Genomic DNA, 21,847 nt, shown 5'->3' with positions numbered 1-21,847 from the left:
CCATGGCCAAGAAGAAACCCGCTCCCAAGCGCGGCGCCAGCCGCTACCAGGCCCCGGCCAAGAAGACCTCGGTCCCCGGCTGGGTGTGGCTGGTCGCAGGCCTTGCCATCGGCGGCTTCATCATGTTCCTGACGAAGCTGGAACCGGGCCGCAACGACGTGCGCCGGGAGAAGCCCGAGCAGCAGAAGCCGGGCATCGCCCAGGGCGCCAAGCCGGCCACGCCGGCGCAGCCGCCGGCGGCCATCGCGGTGAAGCCCAAGTACGACTTCTACACCCTGCTGCCGGGCTCGGAAGTGGTGGTGCCGCCGGAAGCCGTGCCGGAGAAACCGCAGACGCCGACGGTGGTCAGCACCCCGGAGGAAGCGGCAAAGATCGACGCCGCCCGCGCCCAGGCCGCGCTCAACGGCCAGGTTCCGCCGCCGCCGGCGGTGGTCAAGCCGGCCACGCCGCCGCAACCGGCAACGGCGCAGCAACCGGCCGCCCAGGCCAAGGCCACGCCGCCGGCCACGGCCCCGGCGAGCAAGCCGATCGCCCCGCCGGCGGTGGCCGCCACCCAGTTCTTCCTGCAGGCCGGTTCGTTCCGCAAGCAGGCCGACGCCGACCGCGTGCGCGCCCAGGTGATCCTCCTCGGCCAGAGCGCGCGGGTGGAATCCGGCGCGGTGCGCGACGAGACCTGGTACCGGGTGATGGTCGGCCCGTTCAGCGACCGCTCGCAGGTTTCCGCGGCGCAGAAACAACTGTCGGCCAACGGCTTCAGCAACCTGCTGTTACAGCAGCGCCAGACCCGCTGAAGCCCCGCGCGGGCCCGCCTTGGGCGGGCTCGCGCGGCGCCCGCAGGACACCGCCTTCAAGGCACGTCCGTCGCCCTGCCTTGAAGGCCGCGTCCTTCATCCCCATATGACTCCGCATTCGGGCACCAATGCCCCGCTGTGTGGAGAACTCCCCCTTGACCACTATCGTTTCTGTCCGCCGCAACGGCAAAGTCGTCATGGGCGGCGACGGCCAGGTTTCCCTTGGCAACACCGTCATGAAAGGCAACGCGAAGAAGGTCCGCCGCCTCTACCACGGCCAGGTGCTGGCCGGTTTCGCCGGCGCCACCGCCGACGCCTTCACTCTCTTCGAACGCTTCGAGCAGCAGCTTGAAAAGCACCAGGGGCACCTGGTCCGCGCCGCCGTCGAGCTGGCCAAGGACTGGCGCACCGACCGCTCCCTGAGCCGCCTGGAAGCCATGCTGGCGGTGGCCAACAAGGACGCCTCGCTGATCATCACCGGCAACGGCGACGTGGTCGAACCCGAGCACGGCCTGATCGCCATGGGCTCCGGCGGCGGCTTCGCCCAGGCCGCGGCCATGGCCCTGCTGCAAAAGGCCGATGACGCCATGTCCGCCCGCGAGATCGCCGAAACGGCGCTGAACATCGCCGGCTCCATTTGCGTGTTCACCAACCAGAACCTCACCATCGAGGAGCTCGACAGCGCCGTCTGAGGCCCTGTCGCTCCGGAGTAGCCGAACAAATGTCCATGACTCCCCGCGAGATCGTCCACGAACTCAACCGCCACATCATCGGCCAGGACGACGCCAAGCGCGCCGTGGCCATCGCCCTGCGCAACCGCTGGCGGCGCATGCAGCTGCCGGCCGAGCTGCGCGCCGAGGTGACGCCGAAGAACATCCTGATGATCGGCCCCACCGGCGTGGGCAAGACCGAGATCGCCCGGCGCCTGGCCAAGCTGGCCAACGCCCCGTTCATCAAGGTGGAAGCGACAAAGTTCACCGAGGTGGGCTACGTCGGCCGCGACGTCGAGTCGATCATCCGCGACCTGGCCGACGCCGCCATCAAGATGCTCCGCGAGCAGGAAGTGCAGAAGGTCAAGTACCGCGCCGAGGACGCCGCCGAGGAACGCATCCTCGACGCCCTGCTGCCGCCGGCGCGCACCGCGGGCTTCGGCGACGAGCCGGCGCGCGAGGACTCCAACACCCGCCAGCTGTTCCGCAAGCGCCTGCGCGAAGGCCAGCTGGACGACAAGGAAATCGACATCGAAGTGGCCGACGTCCCGGCCGGCGTGGAAATCATGGCGCCGCCCGGCATGGAGGAGATGACCAACCAGTTGCAGAACCTGTTCTCCAACATGGGCAAGGGCAAGCGCAAGACGCGCAAGCTGAAGGTCGCCGAGGCCATGAAGCTGATCCGCGACGAGGAGGCCCAGCGCCTGGTCAACGAGGAAGACCTCAAGGCCCGCGCCCTGGAAGCCGTGGAGCAGAACGGCATCGTCTTCATCGACGAGATCGACAAGATCGCCAAGCGCGGTAACGTCGGCGGCGCCGACGTCTCCCGCGAGGGCGTGCAGCGCGACCTGCTGCCGCTGATCGAGGGCTGCACCGTCAACACCAAGCTGGGCATGGTCAAGACCGACCACATCCTGTTCATCGCCTCGGGCGCCTTCCACCTGTCCAAGCCCAGCGACCTGGTGCCGGAGCTGCAGGGCCGCCTGCCGATCCGCGTCGAGCTCAAGGCCCTGAGCCCGGACGACTTCAAGCGCATCCTGCGCGAGCCGCACGCCTCGCTCACCGAGCAGTACACCGCGCTGCTCAAGACCGAGGGCCTGGACATCGCCTTCGCCGACGACGGCATCCAGCGCCTGGCGGAGATCGCCTGGCAGGTCAACGAGAAGACCGAGAACATCGGCGCCCGCCGCCTGCACACGCTGCTGGAACGCCTGCTGGAGGAAGTCTCCTTCGACGCCGCGGACCTGGCCAGCGAGCACAGCGACAAGCCGATCGTGATCGACGCCGCCTACGTCAACGGCCACCTGGGCGAGCTGGCGCAGGACGAGGATCTGTCGCGGTATATTCTCTAACAGCCGCTGGAGGCTATAGGCTGGAAGCTATAGGCAAGAGCGAAAAGCCGATGCCCCTCACCGTCGTAGGATGGTGTTGAGCGCAGCGATACCCATCACCGCAACCGCATGGGTTTCGCAAGCTCAACCCATCCTACGAAGAGCAGCCTTTAGTCGGAGTTTCCCATGCACATCCCCACCGCCATCCAGCTGCACAAGGCCTCGCGCACCCTCACGCTGAAGTACGGCGAGCAGTCCTACGACCTCTCCGCCGAGTTCCTGCGCGTGCACTCGCCCTCGGCCGAGGTGCAGGGGCATGGCAACCCGGTGCTGCAGGTCGGCAAGCTGAACGTCGCCCTCATCGGCCTGGAGCCGGCCGGGCAGTATGCGCTCAAGCTGACCTTCGACGACGGCCACGACAGCGGCCTGTACAGCTGGGACTACCTCTACCAGCTGTGCACCCGCAAGGACCAGCTGTGGGCCGAATACCTCGCCGAGCTGGCCGCCGCCGGCAAGTCCCGCGACCCCGACGAGTCGGTGGTCCGGCTGATGCTCTGAACCCACCTTTGCGCCGGTTTACCCGGCGCCGGCGCCTCGCCATCCTCCTGCCCCCGATCAGGGCACGTCATTTGCAACATTCGCCCTGCACACTGGAAACCGCGTGTTCCCCGTGTTCGAGCCGCGGACGAGCGAGCGCTCTAGGGCGCGTTTTCTAATCTTTCGCGACATACTCGGGCGCAGGGAACCACGCTGCACCAGCTTGCGCGGCGGGGGAATCTCGGGTAACCAAGTCAGTGCAACGCCGTTGCAGACGCGGGCCCAGGACCCCAGCGATGCCGCCAAGTGTTGACCTGCGTGGAGCCTGCTCCACGTTCCGCTAACCCGAGCAGTACTTGGCCCGTCACCTAGGTGCAGCCCCGCCAGTATTCGTCTCAGGACAATGGAGCGTCGCCGATGACCGAAAAGAAGAACAACGATCTGCCCCAGCAAGCCGCGGAAAACACCCTGAACCTCAACCCGGTGATAGGCATTCGCGGCAAGGATTTGTTGTCCACTGCCCGCATGGTGCTGCTGCAGGCCCTCCGGCAGCCCTTCCACAGCGTCAAGCACGTCGGCCATTTCGGCCTGGAGCTGAAGAATGTCCTGCTCGGTACCTCGCAGCTGCGCCCGGCCGACGACGACCGCCGCTTCAACGACCCGGCCTGGAGCCAGAACCCGCTGTACCGCCGCTACCTGCAGACCTACCTGGCCTGGCGCAAGGAGCTGCAGCAGTGGATCGGCAACAGCGACCTGTCGCCCCAGGACATCAACCGCGGCCAGTTCGTCATCAACCTCATGACCGAAGCCATGGCGCCGACCAACACCCTGAGCAACCCGGCCGCGGTCAAGCGCTTCTTCGAGACCGGCGGCAAGAGCCTGCTCGACGGCCTCAGCCACCTGGCCAAGGACCTGGTGAACAACGGCGGCATGCCCAGCCAGGTCAACATGGACGCCTTCGAGGTCGGCAAGAACCTGGCCCTGACCGAGGGCGCGGTGGTGTTCCGCAACGACGTGCTGGAGCTGATCCAGTACCGGCCGATCACCGAGAGCGTGCACGAGCGCCCGCTGCTGGTGGTGCCGCCGCAGATCAACAAGTTCTACGTCTTCGACCTGTCGCCGGAGAAGAGCCTGGCGCGCTTCTGCCTGCGCAACCAGGTGCAGACCTTCATCGTCAGTTGGCGCAACCCGACCAAGGCCCAGCGCGAATGGGGCCTGACCACCTACATCGAGGCGCTCAAGGAAGCCATCGACGTGGTCCTGGCCATCACCGGCAGCAAGGACCTGAACATGCTCGGCGCCTGTTCCGGCGGCATCACCACCGTCACCCTGCTCGGCCACTACGCGGCCCTGGGCGAGGAGAAGGTGCACGCCTTCACCCAGATGGTCAGCGTGCTGGACTTCGAGCTGGACACCACCGTCGCCCTGTTCGCCGACGAGAAGACCCTGGAAGCCGCCAAGCGCCGTTCCTACCAGTCCGGCGTGCTGGAGGGCAAGGACATGGCCAAGGTGTTCGCCTGGATGCGCCCCAACGACCTGATCTGGAACTACTGGGTCAACAACTACCTGCTGGGCAACGAGCCGCCGGCCTTCGACATCCTGTTCTGGAACAACGACACCACGCGCCTGCCGGCCGCGCTGCACGGCGAGCTGGTGGAGATGTTCAAGAGCAACCCGCTGACCCGCCCCGGCGCCCTGGAAGTGGGCGGCACGCCCATCGACCTCAGGCAGGTCACCTGCGACTTCTACTGCGTGGCCGGCCTCAGCGACCACATCACCCCCTGGGAAGCCTGCTACCGCTCGGCGCGCCTGCTCGGCGGCAAGTGCGAGTTCATCCTTTCCAACAGCGGGCACATCCAGAGCATCCTCAACCCGCCGGGCAACCCCAAGGCCCGCTTCATGACCGGCCCGGACCTGTCCGTCGATCCGAAGACCTGGCAGGAAAACTCGAGCAAGCACGCCGACTCCTGGTGGCTGCACTGGCAACAGTGGCTGGCCGAGCGCGCGGGCAAGCTGAAAAAGGCGCCGACCGCCCTGGGCAACAAGGCCCACCCGGCTGGCGAAGCATCCCCCGGCACCTACGTACACGAACGATGAAGACAGAAAACCTCCCCGACGCCACCGCGCAGCAGGAGGCGCCGGCCCAGCCCGAGCCGGCGCCGCAGGCCACGCGCCAGCGCAAGGCGCGCCCCGCCGCCAAGGCGGCCGAGCCGCAGCAGCCGGCCGAGACGCGGGCGCGCGTGCTCGCCCCGCAGCCCTTCGTGTTCCGCACCATCGACCTCGACGGGCAGACCATCCGCACCGCCGTGCGCCCGGGCAAGGGGCACATGACGCCGCTGCTGATCTTCAACGGCATCGGCGCCAACCTGGAGCTGGTGTTCCCCTTCGTCGCCGCGCTGGACCCGGACCTGGAGGTGATCGCCTTCGACGTGCCCGGCGTCGGCGGCTCGTCCACGCCGAGCACGCCCTACCGCTTCCCCGGCCTGGCCAAGCTGGCCGCGCGCATGCTCGATTACCTGGACTACGGGCAGGTCACCGCCATCGGCGTGTCCTGGGGCGGGGCCCTGGCCCAGCAGTTCGCCCACGACTACCCCGAGCGCTGCAAGAAGCTGATCCTGGCGGCCACCGCCGCCGGGGCGGTGATGGTCCCGGGCAAGCCCAAGGTGCTCTGGCGCATGGCCAGCCCGCGGCGCTACATCCAGCCATCCTATGGCGCGCACATCGCCCCGGACATCTACGGCGGGGCCTTCCGCCGCGATCCCCGGCTGGCCATGGCCTTCGCCGCCAAGGTGCGCTCCTCGGGCAAGCTGGGCTACTACTGGCAGCTGTTCGCCGGCCTGGGCTGGACCAGCATCCACTGGCTGCACCGCATCCAGCAGCCGACCCTGGTGCTGGCCGGCGACGACGACCCGATCATCCCGCTGGTGAACATGCGCCTGCTGGCCTGGCGCATCCCCAACGCGGAGCTGCACGTGATCGACGATGGCCACCTGTTCCTGGTGACCCGCGCCGAGACGGTGGCGCCGATCATCATGAAGTTCCTCGCCGAGGAACGGCAGCGCGCGGTCATGCACCCGCGCCCGTTCGCCCCCAAGGCCGGCTGACCCCCGGCCTCGATCATCGCCTCGTAACAGTGCACGTTCATCGTCGGTGACCGGCAGGCGCGCCGATTCGTGCCTATGCTTCAGCCCCTGCGTGCGTCAGGAATGCACCTGCGCCGATTCTGGTACGGGCCTTGCTGCGCCCGACTGACGACGGTTCTTTTCCCAGGGAGAGCTGCACATGCGAGAGAACTCCAGCACCGGCAGGCTGCCGGCCCCCGCCGACTTCATGAACGCCCAGAGCGCCATGGTCGGCCTGCGCGGCAAGGACATGCTGTCCACCCTGCGCCAGCTCGCCGTCCAGGGCGTGCGCCGGCCGCTGCACAGCGCCCGCCACCTGGCGGCCTTCGGCAAGCAGATGGGCCACGTGCTGCTGGGTGACTCGCCGTTGCAGCCCAACCCCCAGGACAGCCGCTTCCAGGACCCGTCCTGGCGCCTCAACCCCTTCTACCGGCGCACCCTGCAGGCCTACCTGGCCTGGCAGCAGCAACTGCTGGCGTGGATCGACGAGAGCGACCTGGACGGCGACGACCGCGCCCGCGCGCGCTTCCTGCTGTCGCTGTTCGCCGACGCCATGGCGCCGACCAACAGCCTGATCAACCCGCTGGCGGTGAAGGAGCTGTTCAACACCGGCGGGCAGAGCCTGCTCAAGGGCGGCCGCCATCTGCTCGACGACCTGCTGCACAACGGCGGCATGCCCAGCCAGGTCAACAAGCACGCCTTCGAGGTCGGCCGCAACCTGGCCACCACCCCGGGCGCCGTGGTGTTCCGCAGCGAGATGCTCGAACTCATCCAGTACAAGCCCCTGGGCGAGCACCTGCACGCCAAGCCGCTGCTGATCGTCCCGCCGCAGATCAACAAGTACTACATCTTCGACCTGAGCCCGGAAAAGAGCTTCGTCCAGTACGCCCTGAAGAACAACCTGCAGCTGTTCATGGTCAGCTGGCGCAACCCCGATGCGCGCCACCGCGAGTGGGGCCTGTCGACCTACGTGAAGGCCCTGGACGAGGCCATCGAGGTGGTCCGCTCGATCAGCGGCAGCCGCAGCGTCAACCTGATGGGCGCCTGCTCCGGCGGCCTGACCATCGCCGCGCTGCAGGGCCACCTGCAGGCGCGCCGGCAACTGCGCAAGATCGCCAGCGCCACCTACCTGGTGAGCCTGCTGGACAGCCAGGTGGAAACCCCGGCGGCGCTGTTCGCCGACGAGCAGACGCTGGAAAGCACCAAGCGCCGCTCCTACCAGCACGGCGTGCTGGAGGGCAAGGACATGGCCAAGGTGTTCGCCTGGATGCGCCCCAACGACCTGGTGTGGAACTACTGGGTCAACAACTACCTGCTGGGCAAGCTGCCGCCGGCCTTCGACATCCTCTACTGGAACAACGACAACACCCGCCTGCCGGCGGCGCTGCACGGCGACTTCCTCGACTTCTTCAAACACAACCCGCTGGCCCGCCCCGGCGCCATGGAAATCTGCGGCACGCCCATCGACCTGAAGAAGGTGGCGGTGGACAACTTCCACGTCGCCGGCATCACCGACCACATCACCCCCTGGGACGCGGTCTACCGCTCGGCCCTGCTGCTGGGCGGCGACAGCCGCTTCGTGCTGTCCAACAGCGGGCACATCCAGAGCATCCTCAACCCGCCGGGCAACCCCAAGGCCTGCTACTTCGAGAACGGCAAGCTCGCCTCCGACCCGCGCGCCTGGTACTACGACACCCAGCGCCAGGAAGGCAGCTGGTGGCCGGTGTGGCTGGCGTGGATCCAGGAACGCTCGGGCGAACGCCGGCCGGTGAGCTTCGAACTGGGCAACGCCGAGCACCCGCCGATGGAAGCGGCGCCGGGGACTTACGTGCACGAGCGGTGAGTCTCGATGGAGCTGTACCGGACAGGTCTGACGTAGGGCGCATAACGCCTACGGCGTTATCCGCCGTTTGGCCTTGGTTTCCGGCGGCTCCGGGGTTGACCTGGGCGTTGGCTGTGGCCCCGGCGCATCGGCGGATAACCGCGAACGGTTATGCGCCCTACGACTTCAGGGCAGCACGGTCGCAGAAAACCCACCCCCTCACGCTTTCGAGGGACTGGCCGGCGCGCCCCGCCCCGGCTATCGTCGAGCCTCCCGAAGCCGGAACCAGCACACGGATGAAAACCCGCGACCGCATCCTCGAATGCGCCCTGCTGTTGTTCAACGAGCAGGGCGAACCCAACGTCTCCACCCTGGAGATCGCCACCGAGCTGGGTATCAGCCCCGGCAACCTGTACTACCACTTCCACGGCAAGGAGCCGCTGGTACTGGCCCTGTTCGCCCGTTTCGAGGAGGAGTTGCAGCCGCTGCTCGACCCGCCCGCCGACGCGCGCCTGGGCGCCGAGGACTACTGGCTGTTCCTGCACCTGATCGTTGAGCGCCTGGCGCACTACCGCTTCCTCTTCCAGGACCTCTCCAACCTGGCCGGGCGCCTGCCCAAGCTGGCCCGCGGCATGCGCAGCTGGCTCAATGCGCTCAAGCGCACCCTGGCCGCCCTGCTCGCCCGGCTCAAGGCCGACGGCGAGCTGACCAGCGACACCGACGCCCTCGGCCAACTGGTGGAGCAGATCACCCTGACCCTGCTGTTCTCCCTGGACTACCAGCGCATCCTCGGCCGCGAAGGCGAGATACGCCTGGTGGTCTACCAGGTGATGATGCTGGTGGCGCCGCACCTGCGCGGCGACTCGCGGCTGGCTGCCGAGCGCCTGGCGCAGCGCTACCTGAACGCCTGAAATGAAGACGCCCGGCACGAGGCCGGGCGTCGGGTACCACGGGTAACGCGTCAGGCCTGGGTCGGCGGCGTGGCCGGAGCCGCTACCGGAGCGACCGGAGCTGCCGCAGCCGGCGCCGGGGTGGCCGCCGGAGCCGGAGCCGCGGCCGGCGTGGCCGCTGCAGTAGGCTTGGCCGCCTTGGGCGCCGCAGGCTTCTTCACCGCCGGCTTCTTCGCCGCGGCAGGCTTGGCTGCCGGTTTAGCAGCAGCCGGTTTCGCCGCAGGCTTGGCGGCAGCCGGTTTGGCGGCCGGTTTCGCCGCGGCCTTCGCAGCAGCAGGCTTGGCGGCCGGCTTGGCTGCAGGCTTCGCCGCGGCCTTGGCCGCAGCCGGTTTCGCAGCAGCCTTGGCAGCGGGCTTGGCCGCCGCGGTCTTGGCGGCCGGCTTGGTGGCGGGCTTCGCTGCAGCCTTGGCCGCAGGTTTCGCAGCGGCCTTGGCGGCGGGCTTGGCCACCGACTTGACGCTGACGCCGGTGAGTTTCTCGATCTGCCTGGTCAGGGTCTCGACCTTCGCATGCAGGTCCTTCACCTCGTTGCGGCTCGGCACGCCCAGGCGCGAGATGGCGCTGTTCAGGCGCTTGTCGAACGCCTCTTCCAGCTCACCCCACTTGCCCAGGGCGCGGTCCTTCACTTCGTCGACCTTGGAACGCGCCGAACGGGCGGTGGACTTCACCGCGCCGACGGATTTATCGACTTCGGTCCGGGCCTGCTTCTCGGCCTTCTCGCCATCCTTGACCAGGGTCTCGAACAGCTTGCTGCCGTCCTTGCTGACCTTCGAGTAGGCCCCCAGACCAGCCAACCAGATTTGCCGCGAGTATTTCTCGATCTCGCCGACCCAACTGGACTCTTTTTTATCGGTAGTTTTCTTGCCAGCCATCCCGCTCTCCTCAATGAGTTTTCGCGACACGCTCGAGCACCGCGCTCAGCTCGTCAAGCTTAGCAGAGAGCGCCTCGACATCCTGCCGCGACGGAATGCCCATGCGGTTCAGCGCGGAGGCCACGCGGCTGTCGAAAGCCTTCTCGACCTTGTCCAGCTGCACCTCGAACTTGTCCTTCACCAGCCAGACGCTGCTCTTGACGCTGTCGTTGGCCGATTCGACCTGCTCGGTCACCAGCTGGCGGCCCTTGGTTTCCAGGCCTTCGCCTTCCTTCACCAGCGACTTGAAGTACTCGGTGCCTTCGGCGCCGACACGCGCATAGGCGCCCAGGCCGGCCAGCCAGATCTGGCGGGCGTAGTGCTTGACGTCGGTGATCAGGGACGATTCGCTGACGGCTTTCTCGACTTTCTTCTTGCTGGCGACCTTGGCCATGATGGTTTCCTCACACTGTTCTCGGGGGTCCGTAGAGGCCCGCAGCGTTGCGAGCTTGAGTGCAAGGTATCGGGGAAAATTAGAAAACACATACCAGCCGGCGCGGAGCGCCGGACAAGGTGCTCGGCCTCAGGCCAGCGCCTTGTCCAGCGCGCGCTCGATCTCGCCCTTGAGCATCCCGCCCATGGCCGACAGCAGCAGGCCCAGCTTGACCTCCACCGCCACGCGGTCCTCGCCCACCTCGATGCGCCCGTCCACGCCACTGCGCTTGAAGGTCAGCACGTCGCCCTGCCACTCGTAGCTCACGCCGTGCTCGCGGGCGAGCTTCTCGGCCAGCTTCTGGGCCTTCTCGCGGGCGGCTTCGCGGCCGAGGCAATGGGGACGTTCGACGTGGATGCGGGACATGGGCGACTCCGGAATGACAGACCGGTGGATGATACGCCGCACGACGTTTCGCCGCACCCCGCGCCACGGGGCGGCGTTTTTCCCACATCCTGTTAGAATGCCCGCCACTGACTTCCAGGGTAGAAACGCCATGAGCGAGCCGCGCAAACCCGCCGGGGACCAGGGCCCCGCCGACCCCACCACGCACTTCGGCTACAAGACCGTGCGCGAGAGCGAGAAGGCCGAGAAGGTCGCCGAGGTGTTCCACTCGGTCGCCGCCAAGTACGACCTGATGAACGACCTGATGTCCGGTGGCATCCACCGCCTGTGGAAGCGCTTCACCATCGAGCTGTCCGGCGTGCGCGCCGGCAACCGCGTGCTCGACATCGCCGGCGGCACGGGCGACCTGACCCGCCAGTTCTCGCGCCTGGTCGGCCCCACCGGCGAGGTGGTGCTGGCGGACATCAACGCCTCCATGCTCAAGGTCGGCCGCGACAAGCTGCTGGACAGCGGCGTGGCCGGCAACGTCCAGTTCGTCCAGGCCGACGCCGAGAAGCTGCCCTTCCCGGACAACCACTTCGACTGCGTGAGCATCGCCTTCGGCCTGCGCAACGTCACCCACAAGGACGCCGCCATCCGCTCCATGCTGCGGGTGCTCAAGCCGGGCGGGCGCCTGCTGGTGCTGGAATTCTCCAAGCCCACCAGCAGCCTGCTGTCCAAGGCCTACGACGCCTATTCCTTCACCCTGCTGCCGCTGATGGGCAAGCTGGTCACCAACGACGCCGACAGCTACCGCTACCTGGCCGAGTCGATCCGCATGCACCCGGACCAGGAAACCCTGAAGTCGATGATGGTCGAGGCCGGTTTCGACCGCGTCACCTACCACAACATGACCGGCGGCGTGGTCGCCCTGCACCGCGGCATCAAGCCCTGAGATGGCGCTCCTGACCCAGGCGCTGCTGGCCAGCGCCGAAGCCGGCGTGAACCGCGTGCTGCGCCTGGACGGCGTGGCCCTGCAGCGCCTCGCCCGGCTCGCCGGGCGGGTCCTGGAAGTGGATTGCCAGGCGCCGCCGCTGCGCCTGTTCATCCTCCCCGACGCCGATGGCCTGCACCTGGCCGCGCACCACGAGGCCGCGGTCGACTGCACCTTGCGCGCCCCGGCCGGGCGCCTGCTGCAGCTGGCCCTGGCGGCCGACAAGACCAGCGTGCTGCACAGCCCGGAAGTGGAGATGGGCGGCGATAGCGCCCTGCTCCTGGAGCTGGCCGACATCCTCCAGAGCCTGGAGCTGGACTGGGAATACGAAGTGCAGCGCTGGCTCGGCCCGCTGCCCGCGCAACTGCTCGGCAGCCGCCTGCGCGGCGGCGCGCGCTGGGCCGGCGACAGCCTGGAAAGCCTGCGCCTGAGCCTGGCCGACTACCTCGCCGAGGAAAGCCGCACCCTGGTCGGGCGCAACGAAGCCGAAGCGCGCTTCGCCGAACTCGACCAGTTGAAGGTCGCCCTCGACCGCCTCGACGCGCGCCTGGCGCGCCTGTCCAAGAAGCTGAAACCCGACGCATGAAGCTGCTCGCCTTCCGCCGCCTGCTGCGCATCCAGAGCGTGGTGATCCGCTACCGCCTCGACGACCTCATCCTCGAACTGCCGATGCTGCCCTGGTATCTGCGCCTGCTCGGCGGCCTGCTGCCCTGGCGCTGGCTGCCGCGGCGCAAGCTGGAGCTGAGCCGCGGCGAGCGCATCCGCCTGGCCCTGGAAGGCCTGGGGCCGATCTTCATCAAGTTCGGGCAGATCCTCTCCACCCGCCGCGACCTCTTGCCCGACGACATCGCCAATGAGCTGGCGCGCCTGCAGGACAAGGTCCCGCCGTTCCCGCCGGAAGCCTCGGTGGCGCTGATCGAGGAACAGCTGGGGGCGAAGGTCGAGCAGGTCTTCGCCCGCTTCGAGCGCGAGCCGCTGGCCTCGGCCTCGGTGGCCCAGGTGCATGCCGCACAGCTGAAAAGCGGCGAGGAAGTGGTGGTCAAGGTGATCCGCCCGGGCCTGAAGCCCGTGATCCGCGCCGACATGTCCTGGCTGTTCATCCTCGCCCGCCTGGCCGAGCGCGTCTCCGCCGACGCCCGCCGCCTGCACCCGGTGGAGGTGGTCAGCGACTACGAGAAGACCATCTACGACGAACTCGACCTGCTGCGCGAGGCGGCCAACTCCAGCCAGCTGCGGCGCAACTTCGACGGCTCGCCGCTGCTCTACGTGCCCCAGGTGTACTGGGACTGGTGCCGGCCCAAGGTGCTGGTGATGGAGCGCATCTACGGCATCCCGGTCACCGACCTGGACACCCTGCGCGACCAGCGCACCGACTTCAAGGCCCTGGCCGAGCGCGGCGTGGAAATCTTCTTCACCCAAGTGTTCCGCGACAGCTTCTTCCACGCCGACATGCACCCGGGCAACATCTTCGTCAGCACCCGCACGCCCTGGAGCCCGCAGTACATCGCGGTGGACTGCGGCATCGTCGGCAGCCTCACCGACGAGGACCAGGACTACCTGGCGCGCAACCTGATCGCCTTCTTCAAGCGCGACTACCGCAAGGTCGCCCAGTTGCACATCGACTCCGGCTGGGTGCCGGCGGAAACCCGCGTCAACGACTTCGAGGCGGCGATCCGCACGGTGTGCGAGCCGATCTTCGAGAAGCCGCTCAAGGACATCTCCTTCGGCCAGGTGCTGCTGCGCCTGTTCCAGACCGCGCGGCGCTTCAACATGGAAGTGCAGCCGCAACTGGTGCTGCTGCAGAAGACCCTGCTGAACATCGAGGGCCTGGGCCGCCAGCTCTACCCCGAGCTGGACCTGTGGAGCACCGCCCAGCCCTACCTGGAACGCTGGATGCGCGAGCGCATGAGCCCCGCCCAGCTGCTGCGCAACGCCCAGCAGCACGTCGAGCAGCTGCCGCACCTGGCGCAGATGACCCGCGACACCCTGGAGCGCCTGGCGCAGCCCCGGGAGCCGCAAGCGACCGGCGCCCAGCCCCTGGCCGGCGCCTGGGTGCCGCGACTGATCGGCGCAGTGCTGGTGGCCGGCGCCACCCAGATCGGCCTGGCCACCCACAGTATCGAGGCCTGGCCGGCCTGGGCCATGCTGGCCGGCGGTCTGTATCTGATTCTGCGCCGATAGCCAGTCGTCGCCACTGCTGGCACACTTGGTCGTTGATGAAACTGCCGCGGGGCGCGAAAACGCCCGCTGTACGGAAGCGAAGATGAAAGACTGGCTGGACGAAATTCACTGGAACGCCGACGGCCTGGTGCCGGCGATCGCCCAGGACCACAAGACGGGCCGCGTGCTGATGATGGCCTGGATGAACCGCGAATCCCTGGCCCTGACCGCCGCCGAGGGCCGCGCCATCTACTGGTCGCGCTCGCGCGGCAAGCTCTGGCGCAAGGGCGAGGAGTCCGGCCACGTACAGAAGCTGCACGAACTGCGCCTGGACTGCGACGCCGACGTCGTCATCCTGATGGTCGAGCAGGTCGGCGGCATCGCCTGCCACACCGGCCGCGAAAGCTGCTTCTACCGGGTCTACCAGGACGGCGGCTGGAAGGTCGTCGACGCGGTGCTCAAGGACCCGCACGCCATCTACGACAAGCCGGGGCACAGCCATGAGTGACAACACCCTCGCGCGCCTGGCCGAGGTGCTGGAGGGGCGCAAGAACGCCGCCCCCGAAAGCTCCTACGTGGCCAGCCTGTACCACAAGGGACTGAACAAGATCCTGGAAAAGGTCGGAGAGGAATCGGTGGAAACCATCCTCGCCGCCAAGGACGCCGCGCAGAGCGGCGACTGCACGGACCTGATCTACGAAACCGCCGACCTCTGGTTCCATTCCCTGGTCATGCTCGCCGCCCTCGGCCAGCATCCCCAGGCGGTGCTGGACGAGCTGGAGCGCCGTTTCGGCCTCTCCGGCCACGACGAGAAAGCTGCGCGCCAGCCGTCGGCCTGAACCCGATTACTTCGAGGAGAACAAGATGGGCATCTTTGACTGGAAACACTGGGTCGTCATCCTGATCGTGGTGGTGCTGGTGTTCGGCACCAAGCGCCTGAAGACCCTGGGCTCGGACGTCGGCGAGGCGGTCAAGGGCTTCCGCAAGGCGATGAACACCGAAGAGGAGGAGAAGCCCCAGCAGCAGCCGCCGGCCAACCCGCCGCTGAACCAGCCGCACACCATCGACGCCCAGGCGCAGAAGGTCGAAGAGCCGCAGCGCAAGGACTGATGGGAAGAACGCCATGTTCGGAATCAGCTTCAGCGAACTGCTGCTGGTGGGCCTGGTCGCCCTGCTGGTGCTCGGCCCCGAGCGCCTGCCCGGCGCCGCGCGCACCGCGGGCCTGTGGATCGGCCGGCTGAAACGCAGCTTCAACGCCATCAAGCAGGAAGTGGAACGCGAGCTGGGCGCCGACGAGATCCGCCGGCAACTGCACAACGAGCACATCCTGCAGATGGAGCGTGAAGCGCAGAAGCTGATGGCGCCGCTCACCGGCCAGCAGCCGCCGGCCGATAGCGCCGCGCAGGCCGAGCCCACGGCACCGCCGGCGCCGCCGACCATCGCCCCGAACAGCCGCCTGGCCAACATGCCCGGCGTCGGTATCCCGGCCGCACCCGAGGCACCCGCCGCGCCAGCAGCGCCCGAGGCCCCGGCCGCGCCGGCCGCCGCCCCTCCGTCCGAGACGCCGCGTACCCCATGAGCGACGAAAAACCCGAACAGCCCGAAAACGACCAGGAAATGCCCCTGGTCTCGCACCTGACCGAGCTGCGCACGCGCCTGCTGCGCTGCGTGGTGGCGATCTTCGTGATCTTCATCGGCCTGCTGTACTTCTCGCAGAAGATCTACGCCCTGGCCTCCGCGCCGCTGCGCCGCTTCCTCCCGGAAGGCGCGACCATGATCGCCATCGACCCGGCCTCGGCCTTCCTCGCGCCGCTGAAGCTGACCATGATCGTCGCCGTGCTGCTGGCCATGCCGGTGATCCTGGCGCAGATCTGGGGCTTCATCGCCCCCGGCCTGTACAAGCACGAGAAGCGCGTGGCCCTGCCGCTGCTGGCCTCCAGCGTGGTGCTGTTCTACACCGGCATGGCCTTCGCCTACTTCCTGGTGTTCCCGTTGATGTTCCACTTCTTCCTCGGCCAGGCCCCGGAAGGGGTGACGCCGATGACCGACATCAACAGCTACCTGGACTTCCTCACCCTGCTGTTCGCCTTCGGCGTGGCCTTCGAAATCCCCGTGGCCACGGTGCTGCTGGTGTGGATCGGGGTGGTCGACGTGGCCTACCTGAAGAAGATCCGCCCCTACGTCATCATCGGCTGCTTCGTGGTCGGCATGGTCCTCACCCCGCCGGACCCGATGTCGCAGACGCTGCTGGCCGTGCCCATGTGGATGCTGTTCGAGGCCGGGGTGCTGTTCAGCCGGCTGATCCGCAAGCGCAACCGCGACGAGGACGAGCAGCCCGAAGAGAAAGGCGACCAGCCGCCAGCGACGCGCCCGTGAACCTGCTGCTGCTCGACGACGCCGACTTCGTCGCGGCGGACCGCGTATTGCTGCGCGACCGCCGCCTCACCCACCTGCACGAAGTGCACCGCGCCGAAAGCGGCGACAGCCTGCGCGTCGGCCGCCTGGGCGGGCTGATGGGCGAAGGCCGCCTGCTGAGCCTTTCCCGCGACGAGGCGCAGTTGCAGGTGAGCTTCACCCAGGCGCCGCCGGCCAAGCTGCCGCTGACCCTGCTGCTGGCCCTGCCGCGGCCGAAGATGCTCCGCCGCGTGCTGCAGACCGTGGCCGCCATGGGCGTGCCGCGCCTGGTGCTGCTGAACAGCTACCGGGTGGAGAAAAGCTTCTGGCAGACGCCCTTCCTGGAGCCCGCAGCCATCCACGAGCAACTGGTCCTGGGCCTGGAGCAGGCCCGCGACACCGTGCTGCCGGAAGTGACCATCGAAAAGCGCTTCAAGCCCTTCGTCGAAGACCGCCTGCCGGCCCTGGCCGCCGGCAGCCTGGGGCTGATCGGCCACCCCGGGCCCTGGCCGGAGTGCCCGCGCGCAGTCGAGCAGGCCGTGACCCTGGCCATCGGCCCCGAAGGCGGCTGGATTCCCTACGAAGTCGAGAAGCTGCGCGAGGCCGGGCTGGCCCCGGTGCAACTGGGCGAGCGCATCCTGCGCGTGGAAACCGCGGTCACCGCCCTGCTGGCCCGGCTGTTCTGACCCGAACCCTCTCGGCAGCCCCCACCGGGAATCGTCGGTCAGAAATTTACTAAAGAAATTTCAGATTCGTGTCGCCTCGCCGATATGACAGGCATTGGTCAATCGGCGGCCGCCCCCGCGGCAGCCGCAGCCCCATCGTCCCCTGGAGCGCCGCGTTCATGTCCCGCTGGTTCAGCAATCTCACGGTCAACTGGAAACTCGCCATCGGCTTCGGCCTGGTGCTGCTGCTCACCCTGCTCATCGCGCTGACCGGCGCGCTCAACCTGAACAGCCTGATATCCCGGGGCGACAAGATCGGCGAAATCTCCAAGCTGCTCGCCATGACCAAGGACCTGCGCACCACCCGCCTGAAATACCAGTCCAGCCGCACCGCGGAAGACGCCAAGCTGGTGGAACAGAGCATCAACGAGCTGGACCGGCAGCAACAGCGCGTCGGCCAGTTGCTCGTCGTGCCCTCGGACCTGGAGAAGGTCGAGCAGCAACGCCAGCTCACCAGCCAGTACCGCACCCTGTTCAAGGGCCTGCGGAAGTCCTTCGACAGCCGCGACAGCGCGCGCAAGACGCTGATCCGCAAGGCCTCGGTGGTCACCCAGGGGCTGGAGCTGGTGGAGCAGCACCTGGTGGAGAGCGGCAGCGTCGACTCCCTCAAGGCCATCGCCGACGTCTCCGAGCTGGGCCGCCAGTTGATGGACGCCCGCTTCCAGGTGCTCAGCTACACCGCCAACGAAGACCCCAGCCTCGAACAGGGCGCGATCAGCGCCCTGGAGCAGGTCACCGCCACCGTGGAACAGCGCGCCCAGGCCGCCGTGCCGGAGCAGCAGGCCAACTACCAGGCCGTGGTGAACGCCCTGCGCGACTACCGCAAGGCGCTGGACCGCTACCGCAACGAAGTCAACAACAGCCAGCAGGCGCGCGACCAGATGCGCGACAGCGGCCTGCTGATCGAGAAACTCAGCGTTGAACTGAGCGACGGCCAGACCGCCAAGCGCAATGAAGACGCCAGCCACGCCAAGCAGTTGCTGGCCCTGGCCTCGCTGCTGGTCCTGGTGCTGGGCGTGCTGGCGGCCTGGCTGATCACCCGGCAGATCGTCCTGCCGCTGCGCCAGTCGCTGGCCGCCGCCGCGCGCATCGCCGACGGCGACCTCAGCCAGGAACTGCGCGTCGAGCGCCGCGACGAGCTGGGCCAGCTGCAGGCCAGCATGCAGCGCATGAACCAGTCGCTGCGCGAGCTGATCGGCCGCATCCACGACGGCGTCACCCAGATCGCCAGCGCCGCCGAGGAACTCTCGGCGGTCACCGAGCAGACCAGCGCCGGGGTGAACAACCAGAAGAGCGAGACAGACCAGGTGGCCACGGCCATGACCGAGATGGCCACTACCGTGCTGGAAGTGGCGCGCAACGCCGAGGAAGCCTCGGAAGCCGCCAGCGCCGCGGACCGCGAGGCCGGCGCCGGCGCCCAGGCGGTCAGCGAGGCGGTCGGGCAGATGGACCGCCTGGCCGGCGAGGTGGGCCGCTCCAACGAGGCGGTGCAGCAGCTCAAGCGCGAGAGCGAGAAGATCGGCAGCGTGCTCGACGTGATCAAGGCGGTGGCCGAGCAGACCAACCTGCTGGCCCTCAACGCCGCCATCGAGGCGGCCCGCGCCGGCGACGCCGGGCGCGGCTTCGCGGTGGTCGCCGACGAAGTGCGCGCCCTGGCCCGGCGCACCCAGCAGTCCACCGAGGAGATCGAGGAACTGATCGCCGGCCTGCACAGCGGCACCCAGCAGGCCGTGCAGCGCATGGAGAGCAGCCGCGCGCTCACCGACAACACCGTGGAACTGGCGCGCCGCGCCGGCGAGCGGCTGGAGGCCATCACCCGCACCGTCTCCGGCATCCAGTCGATGAACCAGCAGATCGCCGCCGCCGCCGAGCAACAGAGCGCGGTGGCCGAGGAGATCAACCGCAGCGTGCTCAGCGTGCGCGACATCTCCGAGCAGACCGCCGCCGCCAGCGAGGAGACCGCCGCCTCCAGCGTCGAGCTGGCGCGCCTGGGCACCGAGCTGCAGGGCCTGGTCGGCCGCTTCCGCCTCTGAGCCCTCCCCTCCGGCCCGCCGTCCTGGCGGGCCTTTGCCGACGTAAGAAAAATTACCAATCTGGCACTGAAGTTTCAGACAGCATCGCCGATAAGCTGTGACGCACACAGATGCGTCCCGAAAAAGTCCCTCGCCTGTACGACAAGAAGAACGACAAAACAGCCTGCATTTCCGGCTTCGGGCCCGTCCCGCGGCCTCGTCTGCCTGGAGTATTCGACATGTACGATTGGCTGGTCCTTCAGCTCGGCCGCATGAACGTCAGCCTCAAGCTCGCCGTGGGCTTCGGCATCTGCCTGCTGCTGACCCTGCTGGTGTTGCTCGGCGGCATCCAGGGCCTGAACGAACAGGGCGCCTACAGCGAACGCCTGACGCACATCGGTCAGCTCGACGGCGGCGCCCGCCAGGCGGAACTGGCGCGCCTACGCTACCAGCTCGAAGGCAGCGCGGAGCAGGCCCAGCGCCTGCGCTCGGAACTGGGCGAACTGCAGGCCGGCAGTGAGCGCCTGGCCCGCGACGGCCTCGCTGGGCCCCGCCTCGACGCCCTGCGCCAGGCCCTTGCCGACTACGCCCAGGCCGCCGACGACCTGCTGCGCGCCGACCAGCAGCAGCGCGCCCAAGCCAACCCCAGCCTCGACAGCCGTGCCGAAGCCCTGTTCCGCGCCAGCGGCGCCCTGTTCGAAGAAGGGCTGCAACAGCGCGACGCGGCAGCCAGCCAGGCGCAATGGCACCAGGCGCTGACCGCCCTGTTCGCGCTGTTCTTCGGCGCCCTCTCGGTGTGGGCGATCAACCGCCAGATCGTCCGCCCGCTGCACGAATCCCTCGAACTGGCCGAGCACATCGCCCAGGGCGACCTGTCCCGCGACCTGGGCGGCGACCTGCACCTGCAGCGCCGCGACGAGTTGGGCCAGTTGCAGCGCACCATGCTGCGCATGCGCGACAGCCTGGGCGAGCTGATCGGCCACATCGGCGGCAGCGTCGGCCAGTTGGCCACCGCCGCCGACGAGCTGTCGGCGGTCACCGAGCAGACCCGCGCCGGCGTCGACAGCCAGCGCCTGGAAACCGAGCAGGTGGCCAGCGCCATCGAGGAAATGGCCGCCACCGTGCAGGAAGTGGCGCGCAACGCCGAGCAGGCTTCCGGTGCCGCCCGCCAGGCCGACGCCCAGGCCCGCGACGGCGAGCAGGTGGTCGGCCAGGCCATCGCCCGCATCGACCAGTTGGCCGCCGAGGTGGAACGCTCCACCCAGGCCATGGCGCGCCTGCGCGGCGACAGCGGGAAGATCGGCAGCGTGCTCGACGTGATCAAGTCGGTGGCCGAGCAGACCAACCTCCTGGCCCTCAACGCCGCCATCGAAGCGGCCCGCGCCGGCGAGGCCGGGCGCGGCTTCGCGGTGGTCGCCGACGAGGTGCGCGCGCTGGCCCAGCGCACCCAGCAATCCACCGCCGAGATCGAGGCGCTGATCGCCGCCCTGCAGCGCGGCGCCGAGGATGCCGCCCAGTGCATGGACGACAGCCGCGAGCTGACCGGCGACTCGGTCGAGCTGACGCGCCGCGCCGGCGACGCGCTGTCCGCCATCGCCCGCAGCGTGGCGCAGATCCAGGACATGAACCTGCAGATCGCCTCCGCCGCCGAGCAGCAGAGCAGCGTCGCCGCCGAGATCAGCCGCAGCGTCGGCCAGGTCCGCGACATCGCCGAGCAATCGGCCGCCGCCAGCCAGCAGACCGCCGCCTCGAGCAACGAACTGGCGCGCCTGGGCAGCGACCTGCAGGGCCAGGTCGGGCGCTTCCGCCTGTAACAGGATTGCAGCGGACAGGAAGGCCGCGCATGGGATAGGCTGGGCTCTCGCCCAACCGGAGAGTGACCATGCGCCCGCTGACCATCGACCTCGACGAACTCGCCGTCGCCCTCGACACCGGCGACATAGAGCACTACCTGGACCTGGGCAGCGGCCAGGTGGTGCCGCTGCTGAGCGACTCCCCCGACCCGGACCTGCTGCTCCTGCTGGAGCAGGACCCGGAGCGGCTGCTGCCGATCGAGCCGCTGAGCAGCCGCGAATCCCTGGAGCTGATGCGCGACTTCCTCCGCGAGGTCGGCGAACCCCACGCCTACGCCGCCATGGCCTCGGCCCTGGAAGGGCGCAAGCCGTTCAAGGCCTTCCGCCACGTGCTCATGGGCTACCCGGACCTGCTCCAGGCCTGGTACGACTACCAGTCCGAACGCCTGCGCGAATGCGCCCTGGACTGGCTGGCCGACCACGACATCCGCCCGGCCGGGCAAGGCGCCGCGTTGTAGGGCGTACAACCGTTCGCGGTTGTACGCCAACCGTGCAGGGACGCTCTTCGCAGGATGGATTGAGCTTGCGATCCCCATCGGACCATGGCGATGGGTATCGCTCCGCTCAACCCATCCTACGATGTCGACGCAACCCCACCCACGCCATTCCCCTGTAGGAGCGCGCCTTGCGCGCGAATCGCGGGCAGGGCCCGCTCCTACAATTCCAGGGGGCACGGTCGTAGCGGACCTTGTCCGCGATAGCCGGACGTCCCGGCGCGATTCGCGGATGAGATCCGCTCCTACGCAACCCCACCCGCGCCATTCCCCTGTAGGAGCGC

General features: G+C 68.4%; 23 protein-coding genes and 1 pseudogene. 21 read left to right on the top strand and 3 right to left on the bottom strand.

All coding sequences use genetic code 11. From position 1 onward, the window contains the following. Positions 1 to 2 precede the first annotated feature (2 nt). The 8 genes from RN02_RS30350 (at position 3) to RN02_RS30315 (ending at position 9,224) form a co-directional block, all read left to right on the top strand. A complete protein-coding gene (locus tag RN02_RS30350; protein WP_043319138.1) occupies positions 3 to 791 on the top strand; it encodes an SPOR domain-containing protein in 789 nt (262 codons plus the stop codon). 155 nt (positions 792 to 946) lie between these two features. Then, complete coding sequence (gene hslV / locus RN02_RS30345) at positions 947 to 1,483, top strand: ATP-dependent protease subunit HslV (protein WP_024128800.1); 537 nt, start codon at positions 947 to 949, stop codon at positions 1,481 to 1,483. 29 nt (positions 1,484 to 1,512) lie between these two features. After that, a complete protein-coding gene (gene hslU / locus RN02_RS30340; RefSeq protein ID WP_043319135.1) occupies positions 1,513 to 2,853 on the top strand; it encodes an ATP-dependent protease ATPase subunit HslU in 1,341 nt (446 codons plus the stop codon). Between the two features lie 165 nt (positions 2,854 to 3,018). Next, positions 3,019 to 3,390, top strand: coding sequence for a gamma-butyrobetaine hydroxylase-like domain-containing protein (locus tag RN02_RS30335; protein WP_009615423.1), 372 nt, complete (start codon positions 3,019 to 3,021; stop codon positions 3,388 to 3,390). A 396-nt stretch (positions 3,391 to 3,786) separates the two neighbouring features. Beyond that, positions 3,787 to 5,466, top strand: a complete 1,680-nt coding sequence (gene phaC, locus RN02_RS30330; protein ID WP_043319133.1) for a class II poly(R)-hydroxyalkanoic acid synthase — start codon at positions 3,787 to 3,789, stop codon at positions 5,464 to 5,466. After that, the gene (phaZ, locus tag RN02_RS30325) at positions 5,463 to 6,473 is read left to right on the top strand and encodes a poly(3-hydroxyalkanoate) depolymerase (protein WP_236695238.1); all 1,011 of its coding nucleotides are present in this window, start codon (positions 5,463 to 5,465) and stop codon (positions 6,471 to 6,473) included. Before phaC (RN02_RS30330) ends, phaZ begins: the two co-directional genes overlap by 4 nt. Positions 6,474 to 6,651: 178 nt before the next feature. Beyond that, positions 6,652 to 8,334, top strand: coding sequence for a class II poly(R)-hydroxyalkanoic acid synthase (phaC, locus tag RN02_RS30320; protein WP_043319131.1), 1,683 nt, complete (start codon positions 6,652 to 6,654; stop codon positions 8,332 to 8,334). A gap of 275 nt (positions 8,335 to 8,609) precedes the next feature. Next, positions 8,610 to 9,224, top strand: coding sequence for a TetR/AcrR family transcriptional regulator (locus RN02_RS30315; protein WP_043319129.1), 615 nt, complete (start codon positions 8,610 to 8,612; stop codon positions 9,222 to 9,224). Positions 9,225 to 9,274: 50 nt separating this feature from the next. Here RN02_RS30315 and RN02_RS30310 read toward each other — a convergent pair whose 3' ends face one another. The 3 genes from RN02_RS30310 to RN02_RS30300 all read right to left on the bottom strand — a co-directional run bounded on the left by RN02_RS30310 (position 9,275) and on the right by RN02_RS30300 (position 10,973). After that, positions 9,275 to 10,135: a phasin family protein gene (locus tag RN02_RS30310; RefSeq protein ID WP_043319127.1), complete on the bottom strand. Its 861-nt coding sequence runs from the start codon at positions 10,133 to 10,135 to the stop codon at positions 9,275 to 9,277. A 10-nt stretch (positions 10,136 to 10,145) separates the two neighbouring features. Continuing rightward, complete coding sequence (locus RN02_RS30305) at positions 10,146 to 10,568, bottom strand: phasin family protein (protein ID WP_009615411.1); 423 nt, start codon at positions 10,566 to 10,568, stop codon at positions 10,146 to 10,148. 129 nt (positions 10,569 to 10,697) lie between these two features. Then, positions 10,698 to 10,973 (bottom strand): polyhydroxyalkanoic acid system family protein, encoded by a 276-nt coding sequence (locus tag RN02_RS30300; protein ID WP_009615409.1) that lies wholly within the window; start codon positions 10,971 to 10,973, stop codon positions 10,698 to 10,700. A 130-nt stretch (positions 10,974 to 11,103) separates the two neighbouring features. Here RN02_RS30300 and ubiE point away from each other — a divergent pair, with 130 nt between their 5' ends. The 13 genes and pseudogenes from ubiE (at position 11,104) to RN02_RS30240 (ending at position 21,527) form a co-directional block, all read left to right on the top strand. Next, entirely contained in the window at positions 11,104 to 11,886 is a 783-nt protein-coding gene (gene ubiE, locus RN02_RS30295; protein WP_043319126.1) for a bifunctional demethylmenaquinone methyltransferase/2-methoxy-6-polyprenyl-1,4-benzoquinol methylase UbiE, read from the top strand. Position 11,887: 1 nt separating this feature from the next. After that, positions 11,888 to 12,511 (top strand): ubiquinone biosynthesis accessory factor UbiJ, encoded by a 624-nt coding sequence (locus RN02_RS30290; protein ID WP_043319123.1) that lies wholly within the window; start codon positions 11,888 to 11,890, stop codon positions 12,509 to 12,511. Further along, a complete protein-coding gene (ubiB, locus tag RN02_RS30285) occupies positions 12,508 to 14,106 on the top strand; it encodes a ubiquinone biosynthesis regulatory protein kinase UbiB (RefSeq protein ID WP_043269455.1) in 1,599 nt (532 codons plus the stop codon). The genes RN02_RS30290 and ubiB overlap by 4 nt, the downstream gene beginning before the upstream one ends. Before the next feature lie 82 nt (positions 14,107 to 14,188). Continuing rightward, positions 14,189 to 14,593, top strand: a complete 405-nt coding sequence (gene hisI, locus RN02_RS30280) for a phosphoribosyl-AMP cyclohydrolase (protein WP_009615405.1) — start codon at positions 14,189 to 14,191, stop codon at positions 14,591 to 14,593. Beyond that, on the top strand, positions 14,586 to 14,924 hold the full coding sequence (locus RN02_RS30275) for a phosphoribosyl-ATP diphosphatase (protein ID WP_009615404.1): 339 nt from the start codon (positions 14,586 to 14,588) through the stop codon (positions 14,922 to 14,924). Before hisI ends, RN02_RS30275 begins: the two co-directional genes overlap by 8 nt. Before the next feature lie 25 nt (positions 14,925 to 14,949). Continuing rightward, positions 14,950 to 15,195 carry a twin-arginine translocase TatA/TatE family subunit gene (locus RN02_RS30270; protein ID WP_043319122.1) on the top strand — a complete coding sequence of 82 codons (246 nt, stop codon included), beginning with the start codon at positions 14,950 to 14,952 and terminating at the stop codon, positions 15,193 to 15,195. 13 nt (positions 15,196 to 15,208) lie between these two features. Next, entirely contained in the window at positions 15,209 to 15,664 is a 456-nt protein-coding gene (tatB, locus tag RN02_RS30265; RefSeq protein ID WP_043269458.1) for a Sec-independent protein translocase protein TatB, read from the top strand. Beyond that, entirely contained in the window at positions 15,661 to 16,461 is an 801-nt protein-coding gene (tatC, locus tag RN02_RS30260; protein WP_009615398.1) for a twin-arginine translocase subunit TatC, read from the top strand. Before tatB ends, tatC begins: the two co-directional genes overlap by 4 nt. Next, positions 16,458 to 17,165 (top strand): 16S rRNA (uracil(1498)-N(3))-methyltransferase, encoded by a 708-nt coding sequence (locus RN02_RS30255; protein ID WP_043319120.1) that lies wholly within the window; start codon positions 16,458 to 16,460, stop codon positions 17,163 to 17,165. The genes tatC and RN02_RS30255 overlap by 4 nt, the downstream gene beginning before the upstream one ends. Before the next feature lie 158 nt (positions 17,166 to 17,323). Further along, positions 17,324 to 18,379 (top strand): annotated as a pseudogene (locus tag RN02_RS34805) (methyl-accepting chemotaxis protein); the annotation flags it as partial. Next, the gene (locus RN02_RS34800; RefSeq protein ID WP_407733508.1) at positions 18,365 to 19,237 is read left to right on the top strand and encodes a methyl-accepting chemotaxis protein; all 873 of its coding nucleotides are present in this window, start codon (positions 18,365 to 18,367) and stop codon (positions 19,235 to 19,237) included. The pseudogene RN02_RS34805 and the gene RN02_RS34800, both read left to right, overlap by 15 nt. Before the next feature lie 218 nt (positions 19,238 to 19,455). Further along, positions 19,456 to 21,030 carry a methyl-accepting chemotaxis protein gene (locus RN02_RS30245; protein WP_043319116.1) on the top strand — a complete coding sequence of 525 codons (1,575 nt, stop codon included), beginning with the start codon at positions 19,456 to 19,458 and terminating at the stop codon, positions 21,028 to 21,030. 68 nt (positions 21,031 to 21,098) lie between these two features. Next, positions 21,099 to 21,527: a UPF0158 family protein gene (locus RN02_RS30240; protein ID WP_043319115.1), complete on the top strand. Its 429-nt coding sequence runs from the start codon at positions 21,099 to 21,101 to the stop codon at positions 21,525 to 21,527. Positions 21,528 to 21,847: the final 320 nt, after the last annotated feature.

Origin of the sequence: Pseudomonas sp. PI1, assembly GCF_000812405.1 — a bacterium.
GTDB lineage: Bacteria > Pseudomonadota > Gammaproteobacteria > Pseudomonadales > Pseudomonadaceae > Pseudomonas > Pseudomonas citronellolis.
This window is presented reverse-complemented; position numbering and strand designations above follow the sequence as displayed.

Coding starts and splice junctions, on each gene's coding strand:
- RN02_RS30310 (WP_043319127.1), bottom strand. CDS start 10,135: ATGGCTGGCAAGAAAACTACCGATAAAAAAGAGTCCAGTTGGGTCGGC.
- RN02_RS30245 (WP_043319116.1), top strand. CDS start 19,456: ATGTACGATTGGCTGGTCCTTCAGCTCGGCCGCATGAACGTCAGCCTC.
- ubiE (WP_043319126.1), top strand. CDS start 11,104: ATGAGCGAGCCGCGCAAACCCGCCGGGGACCAGGGCCCCGCCGACCCC.
- RN02_RS30240 (WP_043319115.1), top strand. CDS start 21,099: ATGCGCCCGCTGACCATCGACCTCGACGAACTCGCCGTCGCCCTCGAC.
- RN02_RS30315 (WP_043319129.1), top strand. CDS start 8,610: ATGAAAACCCGCGACCGCATCCTCGAATGCGCCCTGCTGTTGTTCAAC.
- RN02_RS30335 (WP_009615423.1), top strand. CDS start 3,019: ATGCACATCCCCACCGCCATCCAGCTGCACAAGGCCTCGCGCACCCTC.
- hisI (WP_009615405.1), top strand. CDS start 14,189: ATGAAAGACTGGCTGGACGAAATTCACTGGAACGCCGACGGCCTGGTG.
- RN02_RS30300 (WP_009615409.1), bottom strand. CDS start 10,973: ATGTCCCGCATCCACGTCGAACGTCCCCATTGCCTCGGCCGCGAAGCC.
- phaC (WP_043319131.1), top strand. CDS start 6,652: ATGCGAGAGAACTCCAGCACCGGCAGGCTGCCGGCCCCCGCCGACTTC.
- RN02_RS30305 (WP_009615411.1), bottom strand. CDS start 10,568: ATGGCCAAGGTCGCCAGCAAGAAGAAAGTCGAGAAAGCCGTCAGCGAA.
- hslU (WP_043319135.1), top strand. CDS start 1,513: ATGTCCATGACTCCCCGCGAGATCGTCCACGAACTCAACCGCCACATC.
- RN02_RS30270 (WP_043319122.1), top strand. CDS start 14,950: ATGGGCATCTTTGACTGGAAACACTGGGTCGTCATCCTGATCGTGGTG.
- phaZ (WP_236695238.1), top strand. CDS start 5,463: ATGAAGACAGAAAACCTCCCCGACGCCACCGCGCAGCAGGAGGCGCCG.
- RN02_RS34800 (WP_407733508.1), top strand. CDS start 18,365: ATGCAGCGCATGAACCAGTCGCTGCGCGAGCTGATCGGCCGCATCCAC.
- RN02_RS30290 (WP_043319123.1), top strand. CDS start 11,888: ATGGCGCTCCTGACCCAGGCGCTGCTGGCCAGCGCCGAAGCCGGCGTG.
- RN02_RS30275 (WP_009615404.1), top strand. CDS start 14,586: ATGAGTGACAACACCCTCGCGCGCCTGGCCGAGGTGCTGGAGGGGCGC.
- phaC (WP_043319133.1), top strand. CDS start 3,787: ATGACCGAAAAGAAGAACAACGATCTGCCCCAGCAAGCCGCGGAAAAC.
- tatB (WP_043269458.1), top strand. CDS start 15,209: ATGTTCGGAATCAGCTTCAGCGAACTGCTGCTGGTGGGCCTGGTCGCC.
- ubiB (WP_043269455.1), top strand. CDS start 12,508: ATGAAGCTGCTCGCCTTCCGCCGCCTGCTGCGCATCCAGAGCGTGGTG.
- RN02_RS30350 (WP_043319138.1), top strand. CDS start 3: ATGGCCAAGAAGAAACCCGCTCCCAAGCGCGGCGCCAGCCGCTACCAG.
- tatC (WP_009615398.1), top strand. CDS start 15,661: ATGAGCGACGAAAAACCCGAACAGCCCGAAAACGACCAGGAAATGCCC.